Genomic DNA, 19,719 nt, shown 5'->3' with positions numbered 1-19,719 from the left:
ACGGGCTCAACCGAGCAGCGGCACGGCCCCCACCAGCACGCCGACGGCGAGCATGACGAGCGAGACGACCGTCGCGCGCCACAGCACCTTCTTGTGGTGGTCGCCGAGGTTGACGCCGGCGAGCGAGACGAGCAGCAGGATCGCCGGGACCAGCGGGCTCTGCAGGTGGACGGGCTGGCCGGTGATCGAGGCGCGGGCCATCTCGACCGGCGCGATGCCGTAGTTCGCCGCGCTCTCGGCGAGCACGGGCAGGATGCCGAAGTAGAACGCGTCGTTCGACATGAAGAACGTGAACGGGATCGACAGCACGCCGGTGATGACGGCGAGGAACGGTCCCATCGACGACGGGATGACCTCGGTGATCCACGCGGCCATCGCGGTGACCATGCCGGTGCCGTTCAGCACGCCGACGAGCACGCCGGCGGCGAGCACCATCGACACGACGCCGACGATGCTGGGCGCGTGGGCGACGATCTCGTCGGCCTGTCCGCGCAGCTTCGGGAAGTTCACGATCAGGGCGAGGGCCGCGCCGACCATGAACACGAACGCCAGCGGGAAGATGTCCATCACCAGCAGCACCATCACCGCGAGCGTGAGCGCGAGGTTGAACCAGATGAGCTTCGGCCGCAGCGTCGCACGGTTGGGGTCGAGCATGGTGTCGGCCATCGCCGTGTCGACGACGTCCACGAGCTGCGGGGCGGCGACGGCGTCGCGGCCGCCGCGGACCGTGACGACGTTGCCGGTGCGCAGCGACGCGACGGCGCCGGGCTTGGGCTCCGCGCCGCGGACGAGGGCGGGGCCGCCGAGGCGACCGAAGGCGCCGGGGGTGCCGAGCTTCGAGGTGTCGACCGAGCCGGCGAGGCGCTTGCGCTCGGACAGGCCGAGGAACCAGGCGAAGGCGAGCGAGACGACGAGGCCCGCGAGGAGCGAGGGGATCATCGGCACGAACACGTCGGTGGGCTGCAGGCCCAGCGCTGTCGCGGCGCGGATGGTCGGACCGCCCCACGGCACGATGTTGAGCGTTCCGTTCATCAGACCCGCCACGCAGGTGAGGACGACGGGGCTCATCCCGAGACGCAGGTACAGCGGCAGCATCGCGGAGGTCGTGATGATGAAGGTGGTGGAGCCGTCGCCGTCGAGCGACACGGCGCCGGCGAGGATGGCCGTGCCCAGCACGATCTTGGCGGGATCGTCGCCGAGGAAGCGCGTGATCACGCGGATCAGCGGGTCGAAGAGGCCCACGTCGATCATGATGCCGAAGTACATGATGGCGAAGAGAAGCAGCGCCGCGGTCGGGGCCATCTTGCCGATCGCGTCGATCACCATGTCGCCCAGGCCGAAGCCGGCACCGGCGATGAGGCCGAAGACCGTCGGAACGACGATGAGGGCGACCATGGGGGTCATGCGCCGCGTCATGATCAGGGCCATGAACGACAGGACCATGAGGAAGCCGAGGGCCACGAGCACCCCGTCGGCGGGCGTGTAGGCCACCGGGTACTCGGCCGTTTCGGCCGCAAGGATCAGGGGGGTCATCGCGACTCCTTCGTCGGGACGGGCGCGGCTCTCGCGCTCTCGATGCGGTGACATTACGGATGCCGCCCTCCCGGGCGCGCGCTTGCTCGCATTGCGCGGGGTTATGCGCGTACCGTGTGTTCTGCGCATTTCGCGCACGGGTCACCCCGCTCGAAGGGAGGTGCGCCATGCGGTTCGCCACGCGGATGCTCGTCGTGCAGGTCGCCACCCAGGTCGCCGTGGTCGCCGTGTGCACCGCCGTCTTCGCCGGGCTGGGGGTGCAGCAGCTCAAGGCCGAGGCCGATTCGTCGGCGCTGAACATCGCGCGATCGGTCGCCGAATCACCCCAGGTGCGCGACCTCGTCGCGGAGTACTCCGCCGATCCCGGGACCCCGGATGCCACGACCCTGCGCGACGGCGTGCTCCAGCGGTACGCCGCCGACGTCACCGACCGCACGGAGGGTCTGTTCGTCGTCATCACCGATGATCACGGCATCCGTCTCGCGCATCCGGATCCCGACCGCCTCGGACAGGTCGTCAGCACGAGCTTCGCCGACGCGCTAGCGGGCCGGGAGGTCGTGACCTGGGAGGTCGGAACCCTGGGGGAGTCCGCCCGGGCGAAGGTCCCCGTCTACCCGCCCGACGGCGGCGCCCCCGTGGGCGAGGTGAGCGTCGGCTTCGAACGGGCGAGCGTCTTCGACGACCTGCCCGCCCTGATCGCCGGAATCGCCGTCGCGGTGCTGCTCGCCGTCGCCATCGGTGCCCTCGTCGCGTTGCTGATGCGTCGCCGGCTCGAGCGGCTCACCCTCGGCGTGCAGCCCGAGGAGCTCGCCGCCCTCGTGCAGACCCAGACCGCCGTGCTCGAGAGCGCCGACGAGGGCGTGCTCGCGCTCGACGACGCGGGGGTGGTGCGCGTGTGCACCGCCGCCGCCGAGCGTCTTCTCGGAATCACGGATGCCGTGGGCCGGCCCCTCGCCGACCTCGCCCTTCCGCCGGTGGTGACCGCGGCGCTCGCGGGGACCGGGGCGAGCACGGGGCTGCCGGTGGGCGACCGCGTGGTCTTCATCGACGTCCGCCCGGTCCGCCGGGGCTCGCGCACGCTCGGCCGTGTGGCGGTGCTGCGCGACCGCACCGACGTGGCCGCGCTGTCGGGGCGGCTCGACAGTGTGCGGGCGATGGGCGATGCGCTGCGGGTGCAGCGGCACGAGAACGCCAATCGCCTGCACGCGGCGGTGGGTCTGCTCGACGCCGACCGCACCGACGAGGCCCGGGCCTTCCTCGCCGACCTCGTCGATCGCGGCTCGGTCGACTGGGCGGTCCCCGGCATCGAGCTCGTCGGCGACGCGATGCTGCAGTCGTTCCTGGGGGCGAAGGCGCTCGCGGCCCGCGAGCGGGGAGTGGCGCTGCGGATCTCCGACGACACGTTCCTGCGCGGCACCGTCGACGACGTCGAAGACGTGGTCGCCGTGCTCGGCAACCTCGTCGACAACGCCGTAACGGCCACGGCGTCCGCTCCGGAGCCCCGCGAGGTCGAGGTGGCGGTGCTCGGCGACGGTGACGCCGTCGTGCTGACGGTGGCCGACACCGGGACCGGCATCGCCGACGTCGACGCCGTCTTCGCCCCCCGCGAGCGCGGCGACGACCCGGCCGCGGTGCACGGTCTGGGCATCGGCCTGCCGCTCTCGCGCGAGTTCGCGCGGCGTCGTGGCGGAGACGTCTGGATCGTCGATCCGGGCGGCGACGGACGCGGTGCCGTCGTGGCCGCGCGCTTGCCGGGCGTCCTGGGCCGCACCGAGGGACCTGATGCTTCGAGGGCGGGAGACGCCGAATGACCGACATCCGCGTCCTCGTCGTCGACGACGACTTCCGCGTCGCGGGGCTGCACCGTGACGCCGTGGCCGGTCGCCCCGGGTTCGTCGCCCTCGAGCCCGCACGCACGGTCGGCGAGGCCCGGGCGGCCCTCGCCGCGCACAGCCCCGACCTGCTGCTCGCCGACGTGTACCTGCCCGACGGAGACGGCGTGGAGCTCGTGCGCTCGGCGGGAGTCGACGCCTTCGTGCTGTCGGCGGCGACGGATGCCGCGACCGTCCGCCGTGCCTTCACCGCCGGCGCCCTCGCCTATCTCGTGAAGCCGTTCGACACGCGCGTGCTGGCGGAACGACTCGACCGTTACGCCCGGTACCGCAACCTCCTCACCAGCGCGCGCCCGCTGTCGCAGGACGACATCGACCGCGCGGCCTCCGTCATGCGCGGCGAGCGCGAGGGGCCGTCGCTCGCGCGCTCGGCGACCGAGCAGACGGTGTTGGCGGCCCTCGGCGCCGAGGAGGCGTCGGCGTCGGAGGTGGCCGAGCGCATCGGCGTTTCGCGCGCGACCGCGCAGCGGCATCTGACGACACTGGCCGAGAGGGGGCTGGTGCAGGTGAGTTTGCGGTACGGCTCCACCGGGCGCCCCGAGCACCGCTTCCGCGCCGGCGCCTGACCCGCGCGGGGAGGTGGCCGAGCTCGGCTCGCGATCCCGTGGAGCGCACGGCGGGGTGGCTGAGCCTGTCGAAGTCACCGGGCGTCGTCGTGCGGGTCCCGGTCCCTTCGACAGGCTCGGGGGACCTCGTGGCGCGCCCCGCGCACCGGCCTCAGGCCTCCAGCACCGCCCACCCGCGCGGGCCGAGCTCGACGCGCCCCTCGACCGGCGATCCGGCGCCGGCGGCGAGAACGCGCCCGTCGGCGATCGGCAGCGAGACCGGCTCGTCGCCGATGTTCAGCGCCACCACGACCGCGTCGTCGCCCACGGCCGTGCGCAGCGCGATCGCGGTGTTCGACACCTCGATCACGTCCGTGTGTGCACGCCAGAGCCAGGGCTTCCGCCGTCGCAGGGCGATCAGCGCCTGGTGGGCCTGCAGGATCCGCTCATCGACCTCGGCATCGTCGGGACGAGCAGGGAAGGCCGGTCTCACCGCGTCGTCGCCGCCGAGGCGCTCCTCTTTCACGCCGGTCCAGCCGAACTCGTCGCCGGCGTACACCGACGGCGTTCCGGCCACGGCGAACAGCACGGCCAGCGCGTGCGGTACGAAGTCCGCGCCCACGGCCGATGCGATGCGGGTGACGTCGTGATTGCCGACGAAGGTCTGCGGCACGAAGGTCGCGAGCAGTGCGTCGTGACGCTCGATCGCGTGGCTCAGCTCGAAGAGGTTGCGGTCGCTGAGACCGTGCCAGATGCCCTGCCACAGCTCGTACTGCGTGAGGGAGTCCATGCTCGACGTGCGCACGATCTCGACGGCGTCGCCGTGGATCACCTCGCCGAGGAACCACGCGTCGGGGAAGCGCTCGCGCACCCGCGGCAGCACCTCGGCCCAGAACGACGGCGGCACCGCGTACGCGGCATCCAATCTCCACCCGTCGATCCCGCGCTCGAGCCAGTGGCACATGATCTCGACGACGAGGTCGACGACCGCGGGGGAGGAGTGCTCGAGCGCGACCAGGGCGTCGTGCCCCTCGAAGACCTCGGCCTCGAATCGGCCGTTCACCCACCGCCCTCGGAACATGTTCGGTCCGTCTTCCTTCATGTCGCGGAAGGCGGGATGCTCGCGCCCCACGTGGTTGAAGACGCCGTCGAGAAGGATCCGGATGCCGCGCTCCCGCGCCGCGGCGACGAGTCGCGCGAAGTCCTCGTCGTCGCCGAGCCGCGGGTCGATGCGGAAATGGTCGACGGTGTCGTAGCCGTGGGTCTCGGCGGCGAAGACGGGCCCGAGCAGCAGGCCGTTGAGGCCGAGCGAGATGACGTGGTCGAGCCACGGCTCGAGGCGTTCGAGACGGTGCACGGGCTCGGCATCCGGGTCGACGCCGTCGCGGATCGGCGCACCCACGAACCCCAGCGGATAGACGTGCCACCAGATGACGTGCTCGGGCCACGCGGGCATGGGGTCTCCTCCGCCCGGCAGGTCGGTGCCGGGACCTTTCGACGCTATCCGCGTCGCCCCCGACCCCCGCGGGGGTTGCGGTCTCCCTCTGCGCGGCGTCGCCGCCCCGCAACCCCGTCGAATGTCCGGGACACGCCGCGCGTCTCGCGCCGAGACGGCATGTCGTGGACGGTCGACGGGAGGCCGTCAGGCCCGCGCCCGGTCCTCCGGCTGGGCGAAGGCGGCGAGATCGAGCGCGCGGGTGCGTGCGGACTCGACCGCGGCGGCCACCGCCCCGATCGAGACGATGTCGGCCCCGAGCGTCGAGGCGACGATCCGTGGAGGCGGTAGGTGCAGCGAGTCGGGGATCGCGTCGATCGCGGCCTCGATGATCGGCCCCGCGCCGGCGGCGATCGCCCCCGACACCACCACACGCTCCACGTCGAACAGACTGCCGAACACCGCCGCGACACCCGCGAGCGCCCCGCCGACCTCGCGGGCGACCGCGAGGGCTCCGGCGTCGCCCGCCGCCGCCAGATCGAGCACGGTCTTGGCCTCGATGGAGGCCGGATCGACGTCGCGGAGCGCGCTGTCGGACGGGAGGGAACCGGATGCCAGGGCGGCGCGCGCCGCGTCGACGCACCGCGGTGCGAGCCCCCAGGCGCTGCCGACGCCCTCGACGCGGTCGAACGCGACCGTCTCGCCGGCGCCGCCGTGCGTGCCCCGCAGCAGACGTCCGTCGACGCTGATCCCGGCGCCGAACCGCTCGCCGGCCAGCAGCGCGACGAAATCGTCGCACCCGACGGCGGCGCCGTGCGCGCGTTCGGCGACGGCCGCGAGGGTGGCGTCGTTCTCGACGCGGACGAGCGGCGCCCACGCGGCGAAGGTGTCGATGAAGTCCGGGTTCATGCGGGCCCAGAACCCGTCATGGTGCACCGGCGAGCGGCCCGCCCTGTTCACGGGGGCGGGCACCCCGACGCACAGGGCGACGATCTCGCCCCGACCGCGCCGTGCGCGGGTGAGGGCGGCGCCCACCGTCGCCTCCGCCGCGCGTCGGCGCCTCTCGGGCGAGTCGAGCTCGGGGTCGACGGTCAGTCGCGACGTTCCGAGGGTGCGTCCGCGCAGGTCGGCCACCGACGCGGAGAGGTGTCCGCGACCGGCGTCGACGCCGACCACGACCCCGGCCTCCGGGCGGAAGGCGAAGCGGCGAGCCGGTCGGCCCTTGGAGTACTCCCCGACAGCGCGGGCGTTCGGCATCTCGGCGAGGAGTCCGCGGGCGGCGAGCTCGTCGAGCACGTCGATCGCCGTCGATCGGGTCAGGCCGACGGCGGCGATCACGTCGCTGGCGGTGAACGCCTCGGCGTCCCACGCGTGGCCGAGCACGGCGTCGAGGTTGTGGCGGCGCAGCGACGGCGTCGTCGTGGTGGCATCCATCGTCACTCTTGACCCCTCTCGCTCCCGATGCAATACTGCCTGCACGACATTGATTTGGCGAGTAGATTTACTGGCTGATACAACATATTCGCAGTGCGGCGGAGGAGGCAGCAGGTGTCGACGAAGATCAGGGCGGGGCGACGATGGATCGCCGTGACCACGGTGGGGGTGCTGGGGGCCGCGATGCTCGCCGGGTGCTCGGCCGATGGACGCGAGACCATCCGCTTCACCTTCAGCAAGCGCGAGGCGCTGTCGTTCATGAACGACGTCGTCGCGCAGTACAACGCGTCGCAAGACGGCGTGCGCGTCGAGATGGACAGCTCGGGTGTCGACGTCGTCTCGGCGAGCTTCGTGCGCGGCAACCCGCCCGACATCATGCTCGCGAACTACAACTACGAAGTCGCCCGCTTCGTGCAGCGCTGCGCGCTGAGCGACCTCAGCGGCACCGAGGCGGCGGGGACCGTCCGTGAAGACCTGCAGCCGCTGCTCGACCAGTACGGGTCGTGCGAGGGACGCACGAGCGCCCTGCCGTACTCGGTGATGGCCGCGTCCGTCATCTACAACAAGCAGATCTTCGAGCAGCTGGGTCTGTCCGTCCCGACCACCTACGACGAGCTGCTGCAGGTCTCCGACACGCTGAAGGCCAACGGCGTCACCCCGTTCTACGGCACGTTCAAAGACGACTGGACCGTGGCGCAGGGCTGGTACGACTACTCCGTCGGAGGCTCGCTCGACGTGCTCGACTTCTTCGACGGTCTCGCGGCGGAGGGCGCCGAGGTGGGGCCCGATTCCCCGGTCTCGTTCGCCAAGGACTTCACCGAGCCGATGGACCGCATGCTCGAGCTGGCGCGGGACTACACGAACCCGGATGCCGAGAGCCGGGCCTACGGCGACGGCAACCTCGCGTTCGCCCAGGGTGAGGCCGCGATGTACCTGCAGGGCCCGTGGGCGCTCGGCGAGATCGCGAAGACCGCGCCCGATCTGCCCGTGGGGACCTTCCCCCTGCCCATGACCGACGACCCCGACGACCTCGCGGTGCGCGTGAACATGGACCTCGCGGCGATCATCCCCGAGGCCTCCCGGCACAAGGATGCCGCGCGCGACTTCCTCGAGTACCTCTACACGCCCGAGATCATCGAGGCCTACAACGAGTCCCAGCTCGGCTTCGCGCCGACGAAGGACGCACCGTCGCCGAGCGACCCCCGCGTCGCGGGGATGATCCCCTACTACGACGAGGGGCGCATCTATCAGGGCGCCTCGGTGCTCGTCCCCAAGACGATCCCCACCTTCAACTACGCGCAGGCGATGATCTTCGGCGCCTCGCCCGAGAGCACGCTGCGCACCATGGACGAGGACTGGTCGCGGCTCGCCTTCCGTCAGCCGCCGGCCTCGACCACCGACGCAGCCGTCGAGGAGGACGCGCGATGAGCACCACCACCACGATCGTCACGGGTGGGAAGGCGGCCGCGCGCCTCAGCACCCGCCGCGTGGAACCGATCTACTACCTGTTCCTGCTGCCGACACTCGCGCTGTTCACCCTGGCCATCACGGTGCCGGGCATCATCGGCATCTTCTTCAGCTTCACCGATTCCATCGGCCTCGGCGAGTGGAACTTCACCGGCCTCACGAATTACATCGCGATCTTCAGTGATCCGGCGATCCTGCAGGCCTACCTGTTCACGTTCGGCTTCTCGGTGGCGACGGTCCTCGTCGTCAACGTCGCGGCGTTCCTGCTGGCCGTGGGCCTGACCTCGCAGATCCGGTTCAAGAAGGCGCTGCGCACGGTCTTCGTCATCCCGATGGTGATCTCGGGCATCATCATCGCCTACGTCTTCAACTTCCTCTTCAGCAACTCGGTGCCCGAGGCCGGAGCCTCGCTCGGCATCCCGTGGCTCGAAACGAGCCTGCTGGCCAATCCCGACCTGGCATGGGTCGCGATCGTCATCGTCACGGCGTGGCAGGCGATCCCCGGCACCCTGCTGATCTACATCGCGGGTCTGCTGTCGGTCCCCGGCGACGTCTACGAAGCCGCCGGCCTCGACGGCGCGAGCAAGACCCAGCAGCTCCTGCGCATCACCCTGCCGCTCGTGGCCGGGTACGTCGTCATCAACATCATCCTGGGCTTCAAGGGCTTCCTGAACGCCTACGACATCATCGTCGGCCTCACCGGCGGCGGGCCGGGCACCGCGACCCGCAGCGTCGCGATGTCGATCATCCTCGGCTTCAACGGCGGTGACTACGCGTACCAGATGGCGAACGCGGCGCTGTTCTTCATCGTCGCCATCGTCATCTCGCTCCTCCAGCTCTCCCTCACCCGGGGAAGGAACACCCTGTCATGACCGCTCTCAACCAGCCCGCGCTCGCGTTCGAGCAGGCCGAACTCACCGTCCCCGACCGCCAGGGCGCGAACGGCCCGGGCGACGGATCCCCGAGGCGCCGCTTCCGTCGCGTCGGTATGGAACGCGTCAACTGGTCGACGACGACCATCCTGGTGCTCTGCTCCCTCACGGTGCTCCTGCCCCTGTACGTCACCGTCTCGATGGCGCTCAAGAGCGGTACGCAGGTCGTCGACGGCAACGCCTTCTCGTTCCCCTCGCCGATCAGCTTCGACGGATTCGTCCAGGCGTGGACGCTGACGAAGTTCCCCGTGGGGCTCGCGATCTCGCTGCTGGTCACCGCCGGCACGGTGGCCGCGACCATCATCCTCGCGGCCTTCGCGTCCTATGCGATCGCCCGCAATTGGGAGCGCAAGCTCTTCCGGTACTCGTTCTTCTATCTGCTCGCGGCCATGTTCATCCCGTTCCCCGTGGTGGCACTGCCGCAGATCCAGCTGACCGGGCGAGTGGGCCTCGACAACCCCGCGGGCGTGATCATCCTGGCCACGATGTTCCAGCTGAGCTTCAGCGTGCTGCTGTTCACGGCGTTCCTGCGCTCGATCCCGCTCGAGCTCGAAGAGAGCGCGCGCATCGACGGCGCGACGACCTGGCAGACCTTCTGGCAGCTGATCTTCCCGCTGCTGGCTCCGATGAGCGCGACGGTCGGCATCTTCGCGTTCCTCTACGCGTGGAACGACTTCATGATGCCCTCGCTCATCATCAGCGACCCGACGCTGCAGACCCTTCCGGTGCGGCAGAACCTCTTCCAGACGCAGTTCAGCAACAACTACAACGTCGCCTTCGCCTCCTACCTCATGGCCATGGCCCCCGCGATCGTCGCCTACCTCTTCACCCAGCGATGGGTGATGGCCGGCGTCACGCAGGGCGCCATCAAGGGCTGAGCATCCATCCCCCCTCGAAAGGAACACACGTGACCACCGCCGCACCCTCCGTGCAGACCCGCGAACTGACCGCAGCCCCCGACTGGTGGCGCCAGGCCGTGGTGTACCAGGTGTACCCCCGCAGCTTCGCCGACACCGACGGCGACGGCCTGGGCGACATCCGCGGGATCACCTCGCGCGTGCCGTACCTGGCGGAGTTGGGGGTGGATGCCATCTGGCTCAGCCCCTTCTACCCCTCCGACCTGGCCGACGGCGGCTACGACGTCGCCGACTACCGCGACGTCGACCCACGGCTGGGGACCCTGGCCGACATGGACGAATTGATCGCGCAGCTGCACGCTCACGGCATCCGTGTCGTCGTCGACATCGTGCCCAACCACACCTCCGACAAGCACGCCTGGTTCCAGGAGGCGTTGGCCGCCGGTCGCGGCTCCGCGGCCCGCGGGCGCTACATCTTCCGCGAGGGCACCGGACCCGATGGTTCCGAGCCGCCCACCGACTGGGTCTCGGTGTTCGGGGGAGCGGGCTGGGAGCGTGTCGCGGACGGTCAGTGGTACTTCCACAACTTCGACGTGTCGCAGCCCGACCTCGACTGGACCAACCCCGAGGTGCGCGCCGACTTCGTCACGACCCTGCGCTTCTGGAGCGACCGGGGCGTCGACGGGTTCCGCATCGACGTCGCGCACATGCTCACGAAAGACCTGAGCGAGCCGCTGCCCTCGCAGGCGGAGCTCGACGCCATGCCGCAGGACGGCAACCACCCCCTCATCGACCGCGACGACGTGCACGAGGTCTACGCCGAGTGGCGCGCGGTGTTCAACTCCTACGACCCGCCGCGCACGGCCGTCGCCGAGGCGTGGGTGCACCCCTCGCGCGTGCCGCTGTACGCGAGCATCGAGAGCCTCGGACAGGCGTTCAACTTCGACCTGCTCGAAGCCGACTTCGACGCCGGCCAGTTCCGCCGGATCGTGGCCGACAACCTGATCCTCGCCGCGCAGTCCGGCTCGTCGACCACGTGGGTGCTCTCCAACCACGACGTCGTGCGTCACGCCACGCGGTACGGTCTGCCCGACGCCGAGCGCGGCGACGACGGGCGGCCCACGCGCAAGCACGGCAACGAGTGGCTGCTCTCCGGCGGACAGTCCCCGGCGCTCGACGCGGCGCGCGGCGAGCGCCGGGCCCGGGCCGCGGCGCTGTTCGTGCTGGGCCTGCCCGGCTCGGCATACCTCTACCAGGGGGAGGAGCTCGGCCTGCACGAGGTCGCCGAGATCCCCGACGACCAGCGTCAGGACCCGACGTTCTTCCGCAGCCCCGGCATCGACCTCGGTCGTGACGGATGCCGCGTGCCCCTGCCGTGGAGCGCCGAGGGCTCCGCGTTCGGCTTCGGTGCGGGCGGTGCCCATCTCCCGCAGCCGGAGTGGTTCGGTGCCTACGCCGTCGACCGCCAGGACGGCGACCCGTCGTCGACGCTGACGCTGTACCGCCGCGCGCTCGATCTGCGGCACGAGCTGCAGACCGACGAGCAGTTGCAGTGGGTCGACACCGACCGTGACGACGTGGTGGCCTTCGCGCGCCCGAACGGGTGGACCGTCGTGACGAACTTCGGCACCGAGCCCGCAGCGCTCCCCGCGGGCGAGGTGGTGTTGTCGAGCACCGCGCTCGAGGGCCACACCCTTCCCGGGGAGTCCTCGGTCTGGCTGCGCCGCGCCTGACCCGTCCCGCCGCTCGCGAGCGGCATCTGCAAGGCCCCGGCGCCCGTGCGTCGGGGCCTTCGCGCGCGCGCGGCGTGGGGCCACCGCCGCGGATCAGCGCACCCGCGCCCAGCCCTCGCCCCGGCGCTCGATCGCCCCGGCCGCGGCGAACGCGTCGAGCCATCCGCCCATGGGCCACACGCCCCACCGCTCGTGGAACGCGGCGCCGTTGCGCAGGATGTCGTCGAGGTGCTGCCACGGGGGAGACGACACCGGATGCCACTGGTGGTACGCGTCCGCGCCGCCCACCCACCGCAGCTCGACGTCGCGCGACCGAGCAGTCCAGGCGAGGTCGGTGTCCTCGGCGCCGTAGCCCTCGTACCCGGGGTGGAAGCCCCCGATGCGGTCCCAGGTGGCGGGCGTCACGGCGAACGACAGCGACCAGAACAGGTCGTACTCCGCGGCGGTCGCCGCCCGTGTCCTCCCGGCGGGAAGCGCCGGTCGCGCCCGGTGCGGCCGGGTGAGCAGCGGCAGATCCTCGGCGCGTTCGGGGCGTTGCACGCTCGCGAGGTAGGTCACCGCGCCCGCCAGCAGCGCGTCCGGATGCGCGGCGGCCCCCGCGCGATACGCGGTGAGCAGGTCGGGCCCGGGCAGGCAGTCCACGTCGAGGAACACCAGCAGCTCCGCGCCCGCCGTGACGGCGACCTCGGCCGCGTGGTTGCGTCCGTCGCCCACCCGCAGTCCGGAAGGCCCGGGCGGGACATGCAGCGTCAGCGTGCCGGCGTCCCGGATGCCGTCGGGAGGCGACTCATCGAGCCACGCCTCGACGCGCACGATGTCTTCCGCCACGTCGGCGAGCACGCGCCGCTGGCGTTCCAGGTGCTCACGGCGGGCGGCCGAGGCGACGGTGATCACGGCGGTCTTCACGGGCGGGTCCCCTCGATGGCGGCCGCCATCCGCGCGGCGGCGCCGGAGACCCGCCACCGACTCCAGTCCGGGGCGTCTCCCGCCGCCTTCTCGACGAGGTCGACGAGGTGCTCGGCCGAGACGGCGCCGTCGGCCCGCCGAGCCAAGCCCCATGCCTCGAGGGACTCGGCGGTCGCCCGCTGCTCGTCGAAGGGACGCTCCTGCCCGATCACGACGGCTCGGGCACCGGATGCCGCCAGGTCGGCGACGCTGTTCTGTCCGGCGGCGCTGACGACCACCGTGCTCCGCGTCAACAGCGGCCAGGGGTCGTCGACGCGCGAGGCATCGTCGTGTCCGACGGAGGTGACGTTCCACCCGCGCTCGCCGAGGCGCCGGACGCTCTCATCGCGGACGTCCGGGGGGAGCACGCGGCCGAGGAGCAGCACCCGTCGGTGATCGACGGCCCCGGACACCGCCCGCGCGTCGAAGCGCGAGATCCCACCCGTCCAGGTGACGCGATCGGCGTGCGGTGCCAGTCCCGGTGCGTCGACCGCGCCCTCGGGCCACGGAGCGACGATCCGGTCGGCCAGGTCGTACGCGAGAGCGTGCGGGGCGTCCGTGCGCGTGCCCGGCTGGGTGACCGCGACCGTCCGCACACCCAGCAGCCGCGCGAAGGCCACGACCTCGACGCTGACGTCGACGACGAAGGTGTCCAGATCACGGGATGCGGCGGTCGCGGCGATCGTCGCCAGCCGCTCCCGGTGGCCGGGGTGACCGTGCGGCGCCCAGTGCAGGTGGCCGCGCGCGGTCGGGTCGGCGTCGCGAGGTTCCACCCGCGTGCCGTCGGGTGCCTCGAACGGCTCGGCATCCGGGGGCAGCCGCACCCACTCGACGTCGCCCGCGAGCCCGGCGGGTCGGGGCATCGACGAGAACGCGATGACCGGCGCCCGCAGGTGCGGCTGTACGGCGAGGAACCGGGAGACGTGACCGAAGCCGTGGTGGTGGATGTACCAGCCGATCACCACGACACCGCCGGCACGCGGCGCGCGGCGACGGGCTGTGCGGTGTGGGCGAGCACCCGCTCGACCTCTCGGTAGCGCTCGGCGAGCGAGTGCTTCCGCACGGCCGCCCGACGCGTCCACACGCGGGTGAGGGGTTCGCGCGCGCCTTCCGCGGCGAGCCGCGCGGCGGCCTGTCCGAGGGCGACGACGTCGCCGGGCATGACGGTCGCTGATCCCGGCATCCCGGCGAGGACCTCCGACACTCCACCGATGTCGAAGGCTGCGACGGGCGTGCCGGTGGCGAGGGCTTCGGCGATGACGAGGCCGAAGGGCTCCTCCCACATGGGCGTGACCAGGGCGACGGCCGACGACCCCACGAGGCGGCAGAGGTCCGGCTGGTGAAGCGGCCCGACGTAGCGGGCGTGGGCTCCCAGACGCGGCACGATCTCCTGCTCGAAGTAGTCCACGTCGCCGATCCGTCCGGCGAGCACGATGTGCGCACCGGCCGAGCGTGCGGCCTCGATGGCCAGGTGAGGGGCCTTTTCGGGAACCACGCGGCCCGACCACACCCACGACGTCCCGCCCTGGCCGCGGGTCCACTGCTCGGTGTCGATGCCGTTGGGGAAGACGAAGGCGTCGACACCCTCGATCGACCACGCGCGGGCCGTCGCCTGGCTCACCGCGACGAAGCGGTGCGGACTGTCGCCCACCTCCGCCGCGGCCTCCAGCATCGGCTCGAGCGGCGGAGTGTGCAGCGTCGTGACAACGGGGATGTCCGCCGTGCGGCTCCACCGGATCGGGGCGGGGTTCAGGCTGTGGTTGTCGACGACGTCGTACAGGTGGCGGTCGGCGATCAGGCGGTCGAGGGCGGCGTCGTAGGCGATGTCGACGGCGGCGGCGTACCCCTCCGGGTACTCGGTGTCCGACGAGTGCTCGGGGCGCGTCCACTCGGGGACGGGCAGGCGGAATTCCGCCACGTCACCGAGGAAGTCCGACCCGTCGGCGGCGCAGAGCGACACCTCGTGACCCCGGGCGCGCAACCACCGGACGCGATCCCACACGCACGCCTCGAGACCGCCGGCGTGCGGCTGGCGCAGCGGGTGGCGCGAGGGAGCGACGACGAGCACCCGCAGCGGACGCGTGCCGCGGATCACGCGGCGACCTCCGCGGCGAGGGCACCGCGGTAGACGGCGACGTGCGACGCCCGCACGCGGTCGAGCTCGGCGCGGCGTTCCGCGCGTCGGCGTTCCACCTCGGCGCAGCGCTGCGCCGATCCCGGAGACGACGATGCCGGGCCCGTGGCATCCATGATCGCCCTCGCGAGCGAGACGGGGTCGCCCATGTCGTATGCGTGGAAGTCGGCGGGGTGCTGCGCGGCGATGTGCCCGACGGGGGTGCTGACGACGGGCACCGCGAGGTCGTAGCAGAGCTCCGCCCACCCCGACTGCGTGCCGTGGCGGTAGGGCAGCACGCACGCGTCGAGATCGGCGAGCCAGGACGACAGGGCGTCGTCGTCGAGGCGGGAGCCGCGCTCGACCGTGACGGCGTCGGCCCCCTCGGCGAGGAGGGCGATGGATGCCGCGGCCTCCGCGTCGCGGACCCGTTCGTTCATCCGCACCACGGCCTCCACGCGCGCGCCGTGCGCCCGCAGGGCGGCGACGGCGCGGACGAGGGTGGCGGTGGTCCCGACGCCGTCGATGTTGGGGCGGAGATCCCGCAGGTGCACGCCCACGCGCACCGCGTCGTGGGCGTCGCCGGTGGGACGCGGGGCGTCACCGAGCAGCGTGGGGTGGGCGATGACCGTGACGGGACGACGGGTGAGCTCGCGCACCGACGCGCCGGCGGTGTCGGTCAGGGCGATGAGCGCATCGGCCCCGGCGGCCAGCACGGCCAGCGACGCGCGGTGGCTCTCCTGCGAGGTCAGCTGGGGGTTCTCGAGATCGTGCACCGTGTAGACGAGGGGTCGTCCCAGTCGACGGAGGGTGGCCACCGTCGCCCGCAGCTCGTCGGGAGAGTAGGACTCGATCCCGAAGTGCACGTGGACCAGGTCGAAGTCGTCGGCGTGCGCCTCGAGCCACTCCGGCAGCAGAACCTGCGGCGGCCACCACTGACCGGCCGGGGCGCCGGGAGGCGGCGGATCGGCGAGGACCGTCACGCGACGGGGGTCGGTGATGGCGGAGACGTAGGGGTGGGCCGATGGGACGGCGGCGATGCGAACCGGGGGGACGGTGGTGACGACGATCTCTCTCCTCCTCGTGCAGTGATGTGTCGTGGCGTGCGTGCGCGTACCGCATCGCCAGGCACATCGCAATGCAACGGGGCGGTTGGGACGACGATGACACCGACGGATACGTTCACATCATGGGTGGTGAAACGGCGCGGCTGCAGAGCCTTGCGGACCACGGCGACGCGGTGATAGCGCGGCGGCGCCACTACGGAGAATTCTTCGGCGAGATTCCGTTGCCGGAAAATTTCGGCCTGGTCGTGGGCAATTGTCAGGCGGAATCACTTCGGTTGGTCATCGCATCCGACGCCCTCCCCGCCATCCGCGTCCCCGCGGTGCACGAGCTCACCGCGACCGACGCGGAGCGCCTGCACGTCCTCCTCGCGGAGGCTGCGTTCCTTGTCGCCCAACCCATCCGCGACGACTACCGCGACCTCCCCCTCGGCACGGCTCAGCTGCGTGCCTCGCTCGCCCCGACGGCCCGTCTCGTGACGGTCCCCGCCGTCCGTTTCGCGGGACTGCACCCGTTCCAGGCGGTGCTGCGTCTGCCTGCGTTCCCCGAGGACCCGCCCCTCGTTGCCTACCACGACGTCCGCATCGTGGCCGAGGCCGCGGGAACGCCCGTCCCCGCCGAACTGCCCCCGGCGACGGTGCACGCGATCGCCGGGGCGTCCGTCGCCGAGCTGCGTCGCCGCGAGGCCCTCGGTCTCGACGTCGTGGCATCCGATCTCTTCGCCCCGGTCGTCGACGACCTCGCCCGCACCGTCAACCACCCCGGCAACGCCCTCTTCCTCCCGCTCGGGGAGCGGCTCGTCGCCGCGCTCGGTGCGCCCGGCCGTGTCGTCGATCCCGGTCGTCCGATCCTCGCGGGCGTCCGCGCGCCGTTGGAGCGGTGGGTCGTCGACGCCTGGAATCTGGATGCCGCGCCCCGCCCCCACTGGACGGTCGCCGGCGAGACCCTCCCGGCCGAGGCCGTCCGCGAGGCGCATCTGGCGTACTACGCCGAGCGCCCCGAGCTGCTCGCCGCCGTCGTCGCGCGCATGGCCCCCCTCCTCCGCACATGGGCGGCCGCCGCGTGACGGCCTCCTCGATTCCGGATGCCACCCCGCCCGTCCTCCTGGTGCACCCGGGGCCGCACGGCGTCGCCGCCTACGCGCGCGAGATCGCGGCCGAGGTGCTCGAGCAGGAGCCGGCGGCGCGCCTCAGCACCGCCGACGCTCTCGCGGCCCTTCCCGCGGGCACGCCCGTGCACGCCCACGTCACCGACCGGTTGTGGGGGTCGTCGCCCGAACAGGCGACACGTGTCGTCGTCGATCTCGCCGGCCGTCATCCGCTGTCGGTGACCTTCCACGACGTCCCTCAGGCGTCGGACGGTGAGCGCAACCGCCCCCGCCGTCGCGCGTTCTACCGGTCGGTGGCGGAGGCAGCGCGCGGCGTCGCCGTCAACAGCGCGCACGAGCGCGAGCTCCTCCGCGAAGAGGGTGTCTGGGACGGCCCCGTCGCGATCGTCCCCCTCCCCGTCGAGACGGTCGGGCGGTCGGCGCTCGTCGCCGGCGACGATGCTGTCGGGGTCCTCGGGTTCTTCTACCCCGGCAAGGGGCACGACGAGGCGCTGGTCGCGACGGTTTCCGCGGGTATGACCCGTCTGACGGTGCTGGGACGCGCCTCCGACGGGCACGCCGAAGACCTCGAGGCGTTCGTCCGCCGCGCGTCCGCCGCGGGCGTCGACGTCGAGGTGACGGGATGGCTCGACGACGCAGAGATGATCGCGCGGGCGCGCCGCGTCTGCGTGCCCGTGATCGCCCACCGGCACGTGTCGGCGTCCGGGTCGCTGACGTCGTGGATCGGCTGGGGCCGCCGGCCGCTCGCCGTGCGCAATCGCTACATCGACGAGATGGCCGAGCTGCGCCCGGGCGCGCTACGCGTGGTCGATGCCGAAGTCCTCGCCGCCGAGGTGGCGGACGCCCGCCACGACGCGACGCGCACCTGGCACGGCCTCGACCCCGTGCCGTTCGGACGGGCGGACGCGGCGCGCGCCTACCGACGTTGGTGGTCGGAGGTCTTCCGGTGAGTGCGGGATCGACCGAGGAGACCGATCGGATGCCGTGGGTCCCGGGCAATCGGTGGGATCTCGTCGCCGACCGGCAGCCGGACCCTCCACGGGTCAGCGTCGTCGTGACCCACTACGACCAGCCAGAGCAGCTCGCGCGGACGCTCGCCGCCCTGCAATGCCAGGACCACCCGGCCGAGCTCCTCGAGATCATCGTGGCCGACGACGGTTCGCCGACGGAGCCGGTCGTCCCCACCGGGGTCCGCCTCCTCCGTCAGGAGGACCGCGGGTTCCGTGCCGCCGCTGCCCGCAACCTCGGTGCCGCCGCCGCCAGGGGCGACGTCCTGTGCTTCCTCGACGCCGACACCACGCCCGAGCCGGAGTACGTGCGTCGCCTCACCCGCCTGCCCGCTCTCCTTCTCGAGGCGGTCACGGTCGGACGACGCCGTCACGCCGACCTGACCGGGGTGGATGCCACAACGCCGGTCGCCGAGGCCGGACCGGCCCACGAGCTGCCCGAGCCCGCGTGGCTCCGCGACGAGTACGCCCGCAGCGGCGACCTCCTGCACGCCGACGACCGCTCGTACCGGTACGTCATCAGCGCCGTCCTGGCCTGCTCCCGCACGTTCTTCGAGGAGGTCGGCGGTTTCGACGAGTCGTTCTCGTCGTACGGCGGGGAGGATTGGGAATGGGCGCATCGCGCCTGGCAGGCCGGGGCCGTGCTCGCCCACGTTCCGGACGCCGTCGCCTGGCACGACGGTCCCGACTGGGCGGGACGTTCGGGAGACGATCGCGTCCGCGAGGGCAATCGGCAATCGTTGCTCCTCGCGCGGAAGATCCCCGTGGCGGGGTCGAGCGGCCGCGGCCTGCTGCCGACCGTTCCCGATCTGGTGGTGCACCTGCCCGGGGGGCTCTCGTCGTCCGCCGAGTTCGTCTGCGTCGATTCCGTGCTCGCGGCGTTCCCCCTCGCGACCGTGGTGGTACCGCTGTCGCAGGGGGAGTCGCTGGTGCACGCCGACCCTCGCGTACGCGTCGGTGACGAGGGCGCCGACCTCGACGCGAGGGTGACACTCCGTCTCGACCGCGCCCTGGTGATCCGGGATGCCGCCCCCCTCGCGGTGGCGCTGTCCTCGCTGGGCCAGGGGCGGATCGGAGCCATGACCCTTCTCGGCGAGGACGGCATCGTGCTCGCGCGTGCGGATGCGCGGCGTGCGCGCCGTCGCGAACGCCGGTGGTCGACATCCGCCGGCTTCGACGAGGTGGCGCTGACGGTCGAGGGGGTACACGCCCTTCGGGACGAGCCGCATGTGGAAGCGTGGGTGGGCGGCTGGGGAGGGCCCGATCGCTTCGTGTGAGATCCCGGACCCGTCGCCCTACGGGGCCGAGGAACACCGCCGGTCCTGCCCGGGCCACGTCACGACACGCCCGGGATGTGGCTGGATTCGCCGAGGCGCCCGTGCGCACGTAAGTTATTACCTGTTCGCCCCACAGGGGAGAGCGGAGCGGCCGAGAGGCCCCGCGTCCCCTCAAGTAGCGAACCGCCCCAACAACTGCACTTGAGAGTTTCGGCTCCCTCGGCTACAGTTGGGATCTGCCACTCGGCACACACCACACTCAGTTGCTCCTTTTCGGAGTGATCGTGTGTTGGTCTGGTGCTGATTCGTGGCATTCATATCGTGAACTGCCTCATGGGTTGGTCGGAAGACTGTTTCTGTGGGTGCGTCCGTTCCT

At 71.9% G+C, this 19,719-nt stretch carries 16 protein-coding genes; 9 read left to right on the top strand and 7 right to left on the bottom strand.

Annotated elements, in window-relative coordinates:
• Window positions 1-6 precede the first annotated feature (6 nt).
• The gene (locus QRO03_RS09940; protein ID WP_285137344.1) at window positions 7-1,533 is read right to left on the bottom strand and encodes a CitMHS family transporter; all 1,527 of its coding nucleotides are present in this window, start codon (window positions 1,531-1,533) and stop codon (window positions 7-9) included.
• 167 nt (window positions 1,534-1,700) lie between these two features.
• Here QRO03_RS09940 and QRO03_RS09935 point away from each other — a divergent pair, with 167 nt between their 5' ends.
• Window positions 1,701-3,344 (top strand): sensor histidine kinase, encoded by a 1,644-nt coding sequence (locus tag QRO03_RS09935; RefSeq protein WP_285137343.1) that lies wholly within the window; start codon window positions 1,701-1,703, stop codon window positions 3,342-3,344.
• A complete protein-coding gene (locus QRO03_RS09930) occupies window positions 3,341-3,991 on the top strand; it encodes a response regulator (RefSeq protein ID WP_285137342.1) in 651 nt (216 codons plus the stop codon). Before QRO03_RS09935 ends, QRO03_RS09930 begins: the two co-directional genes overlap by 4 nt.
• Window positions 3,992-4,142: 151 nt before the next feature.
• Here the strand turns inward: QRO03_RS09930 and QRO03_RS09925 are convergent, their stop codons facing one another.
• Together QRO03_RS09925 and QRO03_RS09920 are read right to left on the bottom strand one after the other, a co-directional pair.
• On the bottom strand, window positions 4,143-5,426 hold the full coding sequence (locus QRO03_RS09925; RefSeq protein ID WP_285137341.1) for an alpha-amylase family glycosyl hydrolase: 1,284 nt from the start codon (window positions 5,424-5,426) through the stop codon (window positions 4,143-4,145).
• Window positions 5,427-5,612: 186 nt separating this feature from the next.
• Window positions 5,613-6,839: an ROK family protein gene (locus QRO03_RS09920; protein ID WP_285137340.1), complete on the bottom strand. Its 1,227-nt coding sequence runs from the start codon at window positions 6,837-6,839 to the stop codon at window positions 5,613-5,615.
• A gap of 114 nt (window positions 6,840-6,953) precedes the next feature.
• Between QRO03_RS09920 and QRO03_RS09915 the strand changes: the two genes are divergently transcribed.
• Genes QRO03_RS09915 through QRO03_RS09900 form a run of 4 tightly spaced genes read left to right on the top strand, consistent with a single transcriptional unit; the run spans window position 6,954 to window position 11,828 of the window.
• On the top strand, window positions 6,954-8,267 hold the full coding sequence (locus QRO03_RS09915; RefSeq protein WP_285137339.1) for an ABC transporter substrate-binding protein: 1,314 nt from the start codon (window positions 6,954-6,956) through the stop codon (window positions 8,265-8,267).
• A complete protein-coding gene (locus QRO03_RS09910) occupies window positions 8,264-9,178 on the top strand; it encodes a carbohydrate ABC transporter permease (RefSeq protein ID WP_285137338.1) in 915 nt (304 codons plus the stop codon). The genes QRO03_RS09915 and QRO03_RS09910 overlap by 4 nt, the downstream gene beginning before the upstream one ends.
• Window positions 9,175-10,116, top strand: a complete 942-nt coding sequence (locus tag QRO03_RS09905) for a carbohydrate ABC transporter permease (protein ID WP_502883026.1) — start codon at window positions 9,175-9,177, stop codon at window positions 10,114-10,116. The genes QRO03_RS09910 and QRO03_RS09905 overlap by 4 nt, the downstream gene beginning before the upstream one ends.
• Before the next feature lie 29 nt (window positions 10,117-10,145).
• Window positions 10,146-11,828: a glycoside hydrolase family 13 protein gene (locus tag QRO03_RS09900; RefSeq protein WP_285137337.1), complete on the top strand. Its 1,683-nt coding sequence runs from the start codon at window positions 10,146-10,148 to the stop codon at window positions 11,826-11,828.
• Window positions 11,829-11,921: 93 nt separating this feature from the next.
• On the opposite strand, the gene QRO03_RS09895 is transcribed toward QRO03_RS09900, so the two are convergent.
• From QRO03_RS09895 to QRO03_RS09880, 4 genes are read right to left on the bottom strand one after another with little or no spacing between them, the layout of a single operon-like run.
• Entirely contained in the window at window positions 11,922-12,734 is an 813-nt protein-coding gene (locus tag QRO03_RS09895) for a glycosyltransferase family 2 protein (RefSeq protein ID WP_285137336.1), read from the bottom strand.
• Window positions 12,731-13,735 (bottom strand): hypothetical protein, encoded by a 1,005-nt coding sequence (locus QRO03_RS09890; RefSeq protein WP_285137335.1) that lies wholly within the window; start codon window positions 13,733-13,735, stop codon window positions 12,731-12,733. The genes QRO03_RS09895 and QRO03_RS09890 overlap by 4 nt, the downstream gene beginning before the upstream one ends.
• Window positions 13,732-14,868: a glycosyltransferase gene (locus tag QRO03_RS09885; RefSeq protein WP_285137334.1), complete on the bottom strand. Its 1,137-nt coding sequence runs from the start codon at window positions 14,866-14,868 to the stop codon at window positions 13,732-13,734. Before QRO03_RS09885 ends, QRO03_RS09890 begins: the two co-directional genes overlap by 4 nt.
• Window positions 14,865-16,025 (bottom strand): glycosyltransferase, encoded by a 1,161-nt coding sequence (locus tag QRO03_RS09880; protein ID WP_285137333.1) that lies wholly within the window; start codon window positions 16,023-16,025, stop codon window positions 14,865-14,867. The genes QRO03_RS09885 and QRO03_RS09880 overlap by 4 nt, the downstream gene beginning before the upstream one ends.
• 50 nt (window positions 16,026-16,075) lie before the next feature.
• Between QRO03_RS09880 and QRO03_RS09875 the strand changes: the two genes are divergently transcribed.
• From QRO03_RS09875 to QRO03_RS09865, 3 genes are read left to right on the top strand one after another with little or no spacing between them, the layout of a single operon-like run.
• A complete protein-coding gene (locus QRO03_RS09875; RefSeq protein WP_285137332.1) occupies window positions 16,076-17,017 on the top strand; it encodes a WcbI family polysaccharide biosynthesis putative acetyltransferase in 942 nt (313 codons plus the stop codon).
• On the top strand, window positions 17,014-18,009 hold the full coding sequence (locus QRO03_RS09870; protein ID WP_285137331.1) for a glycosyltransferase family protein: 996 nt from the start codon (window positions 17,014-17,016) through the stop codon (window positions 18,007-18,009). Before QRO03_RS09875 ends, QRO03_RS09870 begins: the two co-directional genes overlap by 4 nt.
• Window positions 18,010-18,038: 29 nt before the next feature.
• Window positions 18,039-19,343, top strand: a complete 1,305-nt coding sequence (locus tag QRO03_RS09865) for a glycosyltransferase family 2 protein (protein ID WP_285137330.1) — start codon at window positions 18,039-18,041, stop codon at window positions 19,341-19,343.
• Window positions 19,344-19,719 lie beyond the last annotated feature (376 nt).

This window comes from Microbacterium sp. lyk4-40-TSB-66, from assembly GCF_030209475.1.
In the GTDB taxonomy this organism is placed as follows: domain Bacteria; phylum Actinomycetota; class Actinomycetes; order Actinomycetales; family Microbacteriaceae; genus Microbacterium.
The sequence above is the reverse complement of the archived record's forward strand: the minus strand, read 5'-3'. Positions and strand labels throughout refer to the sequence as shown.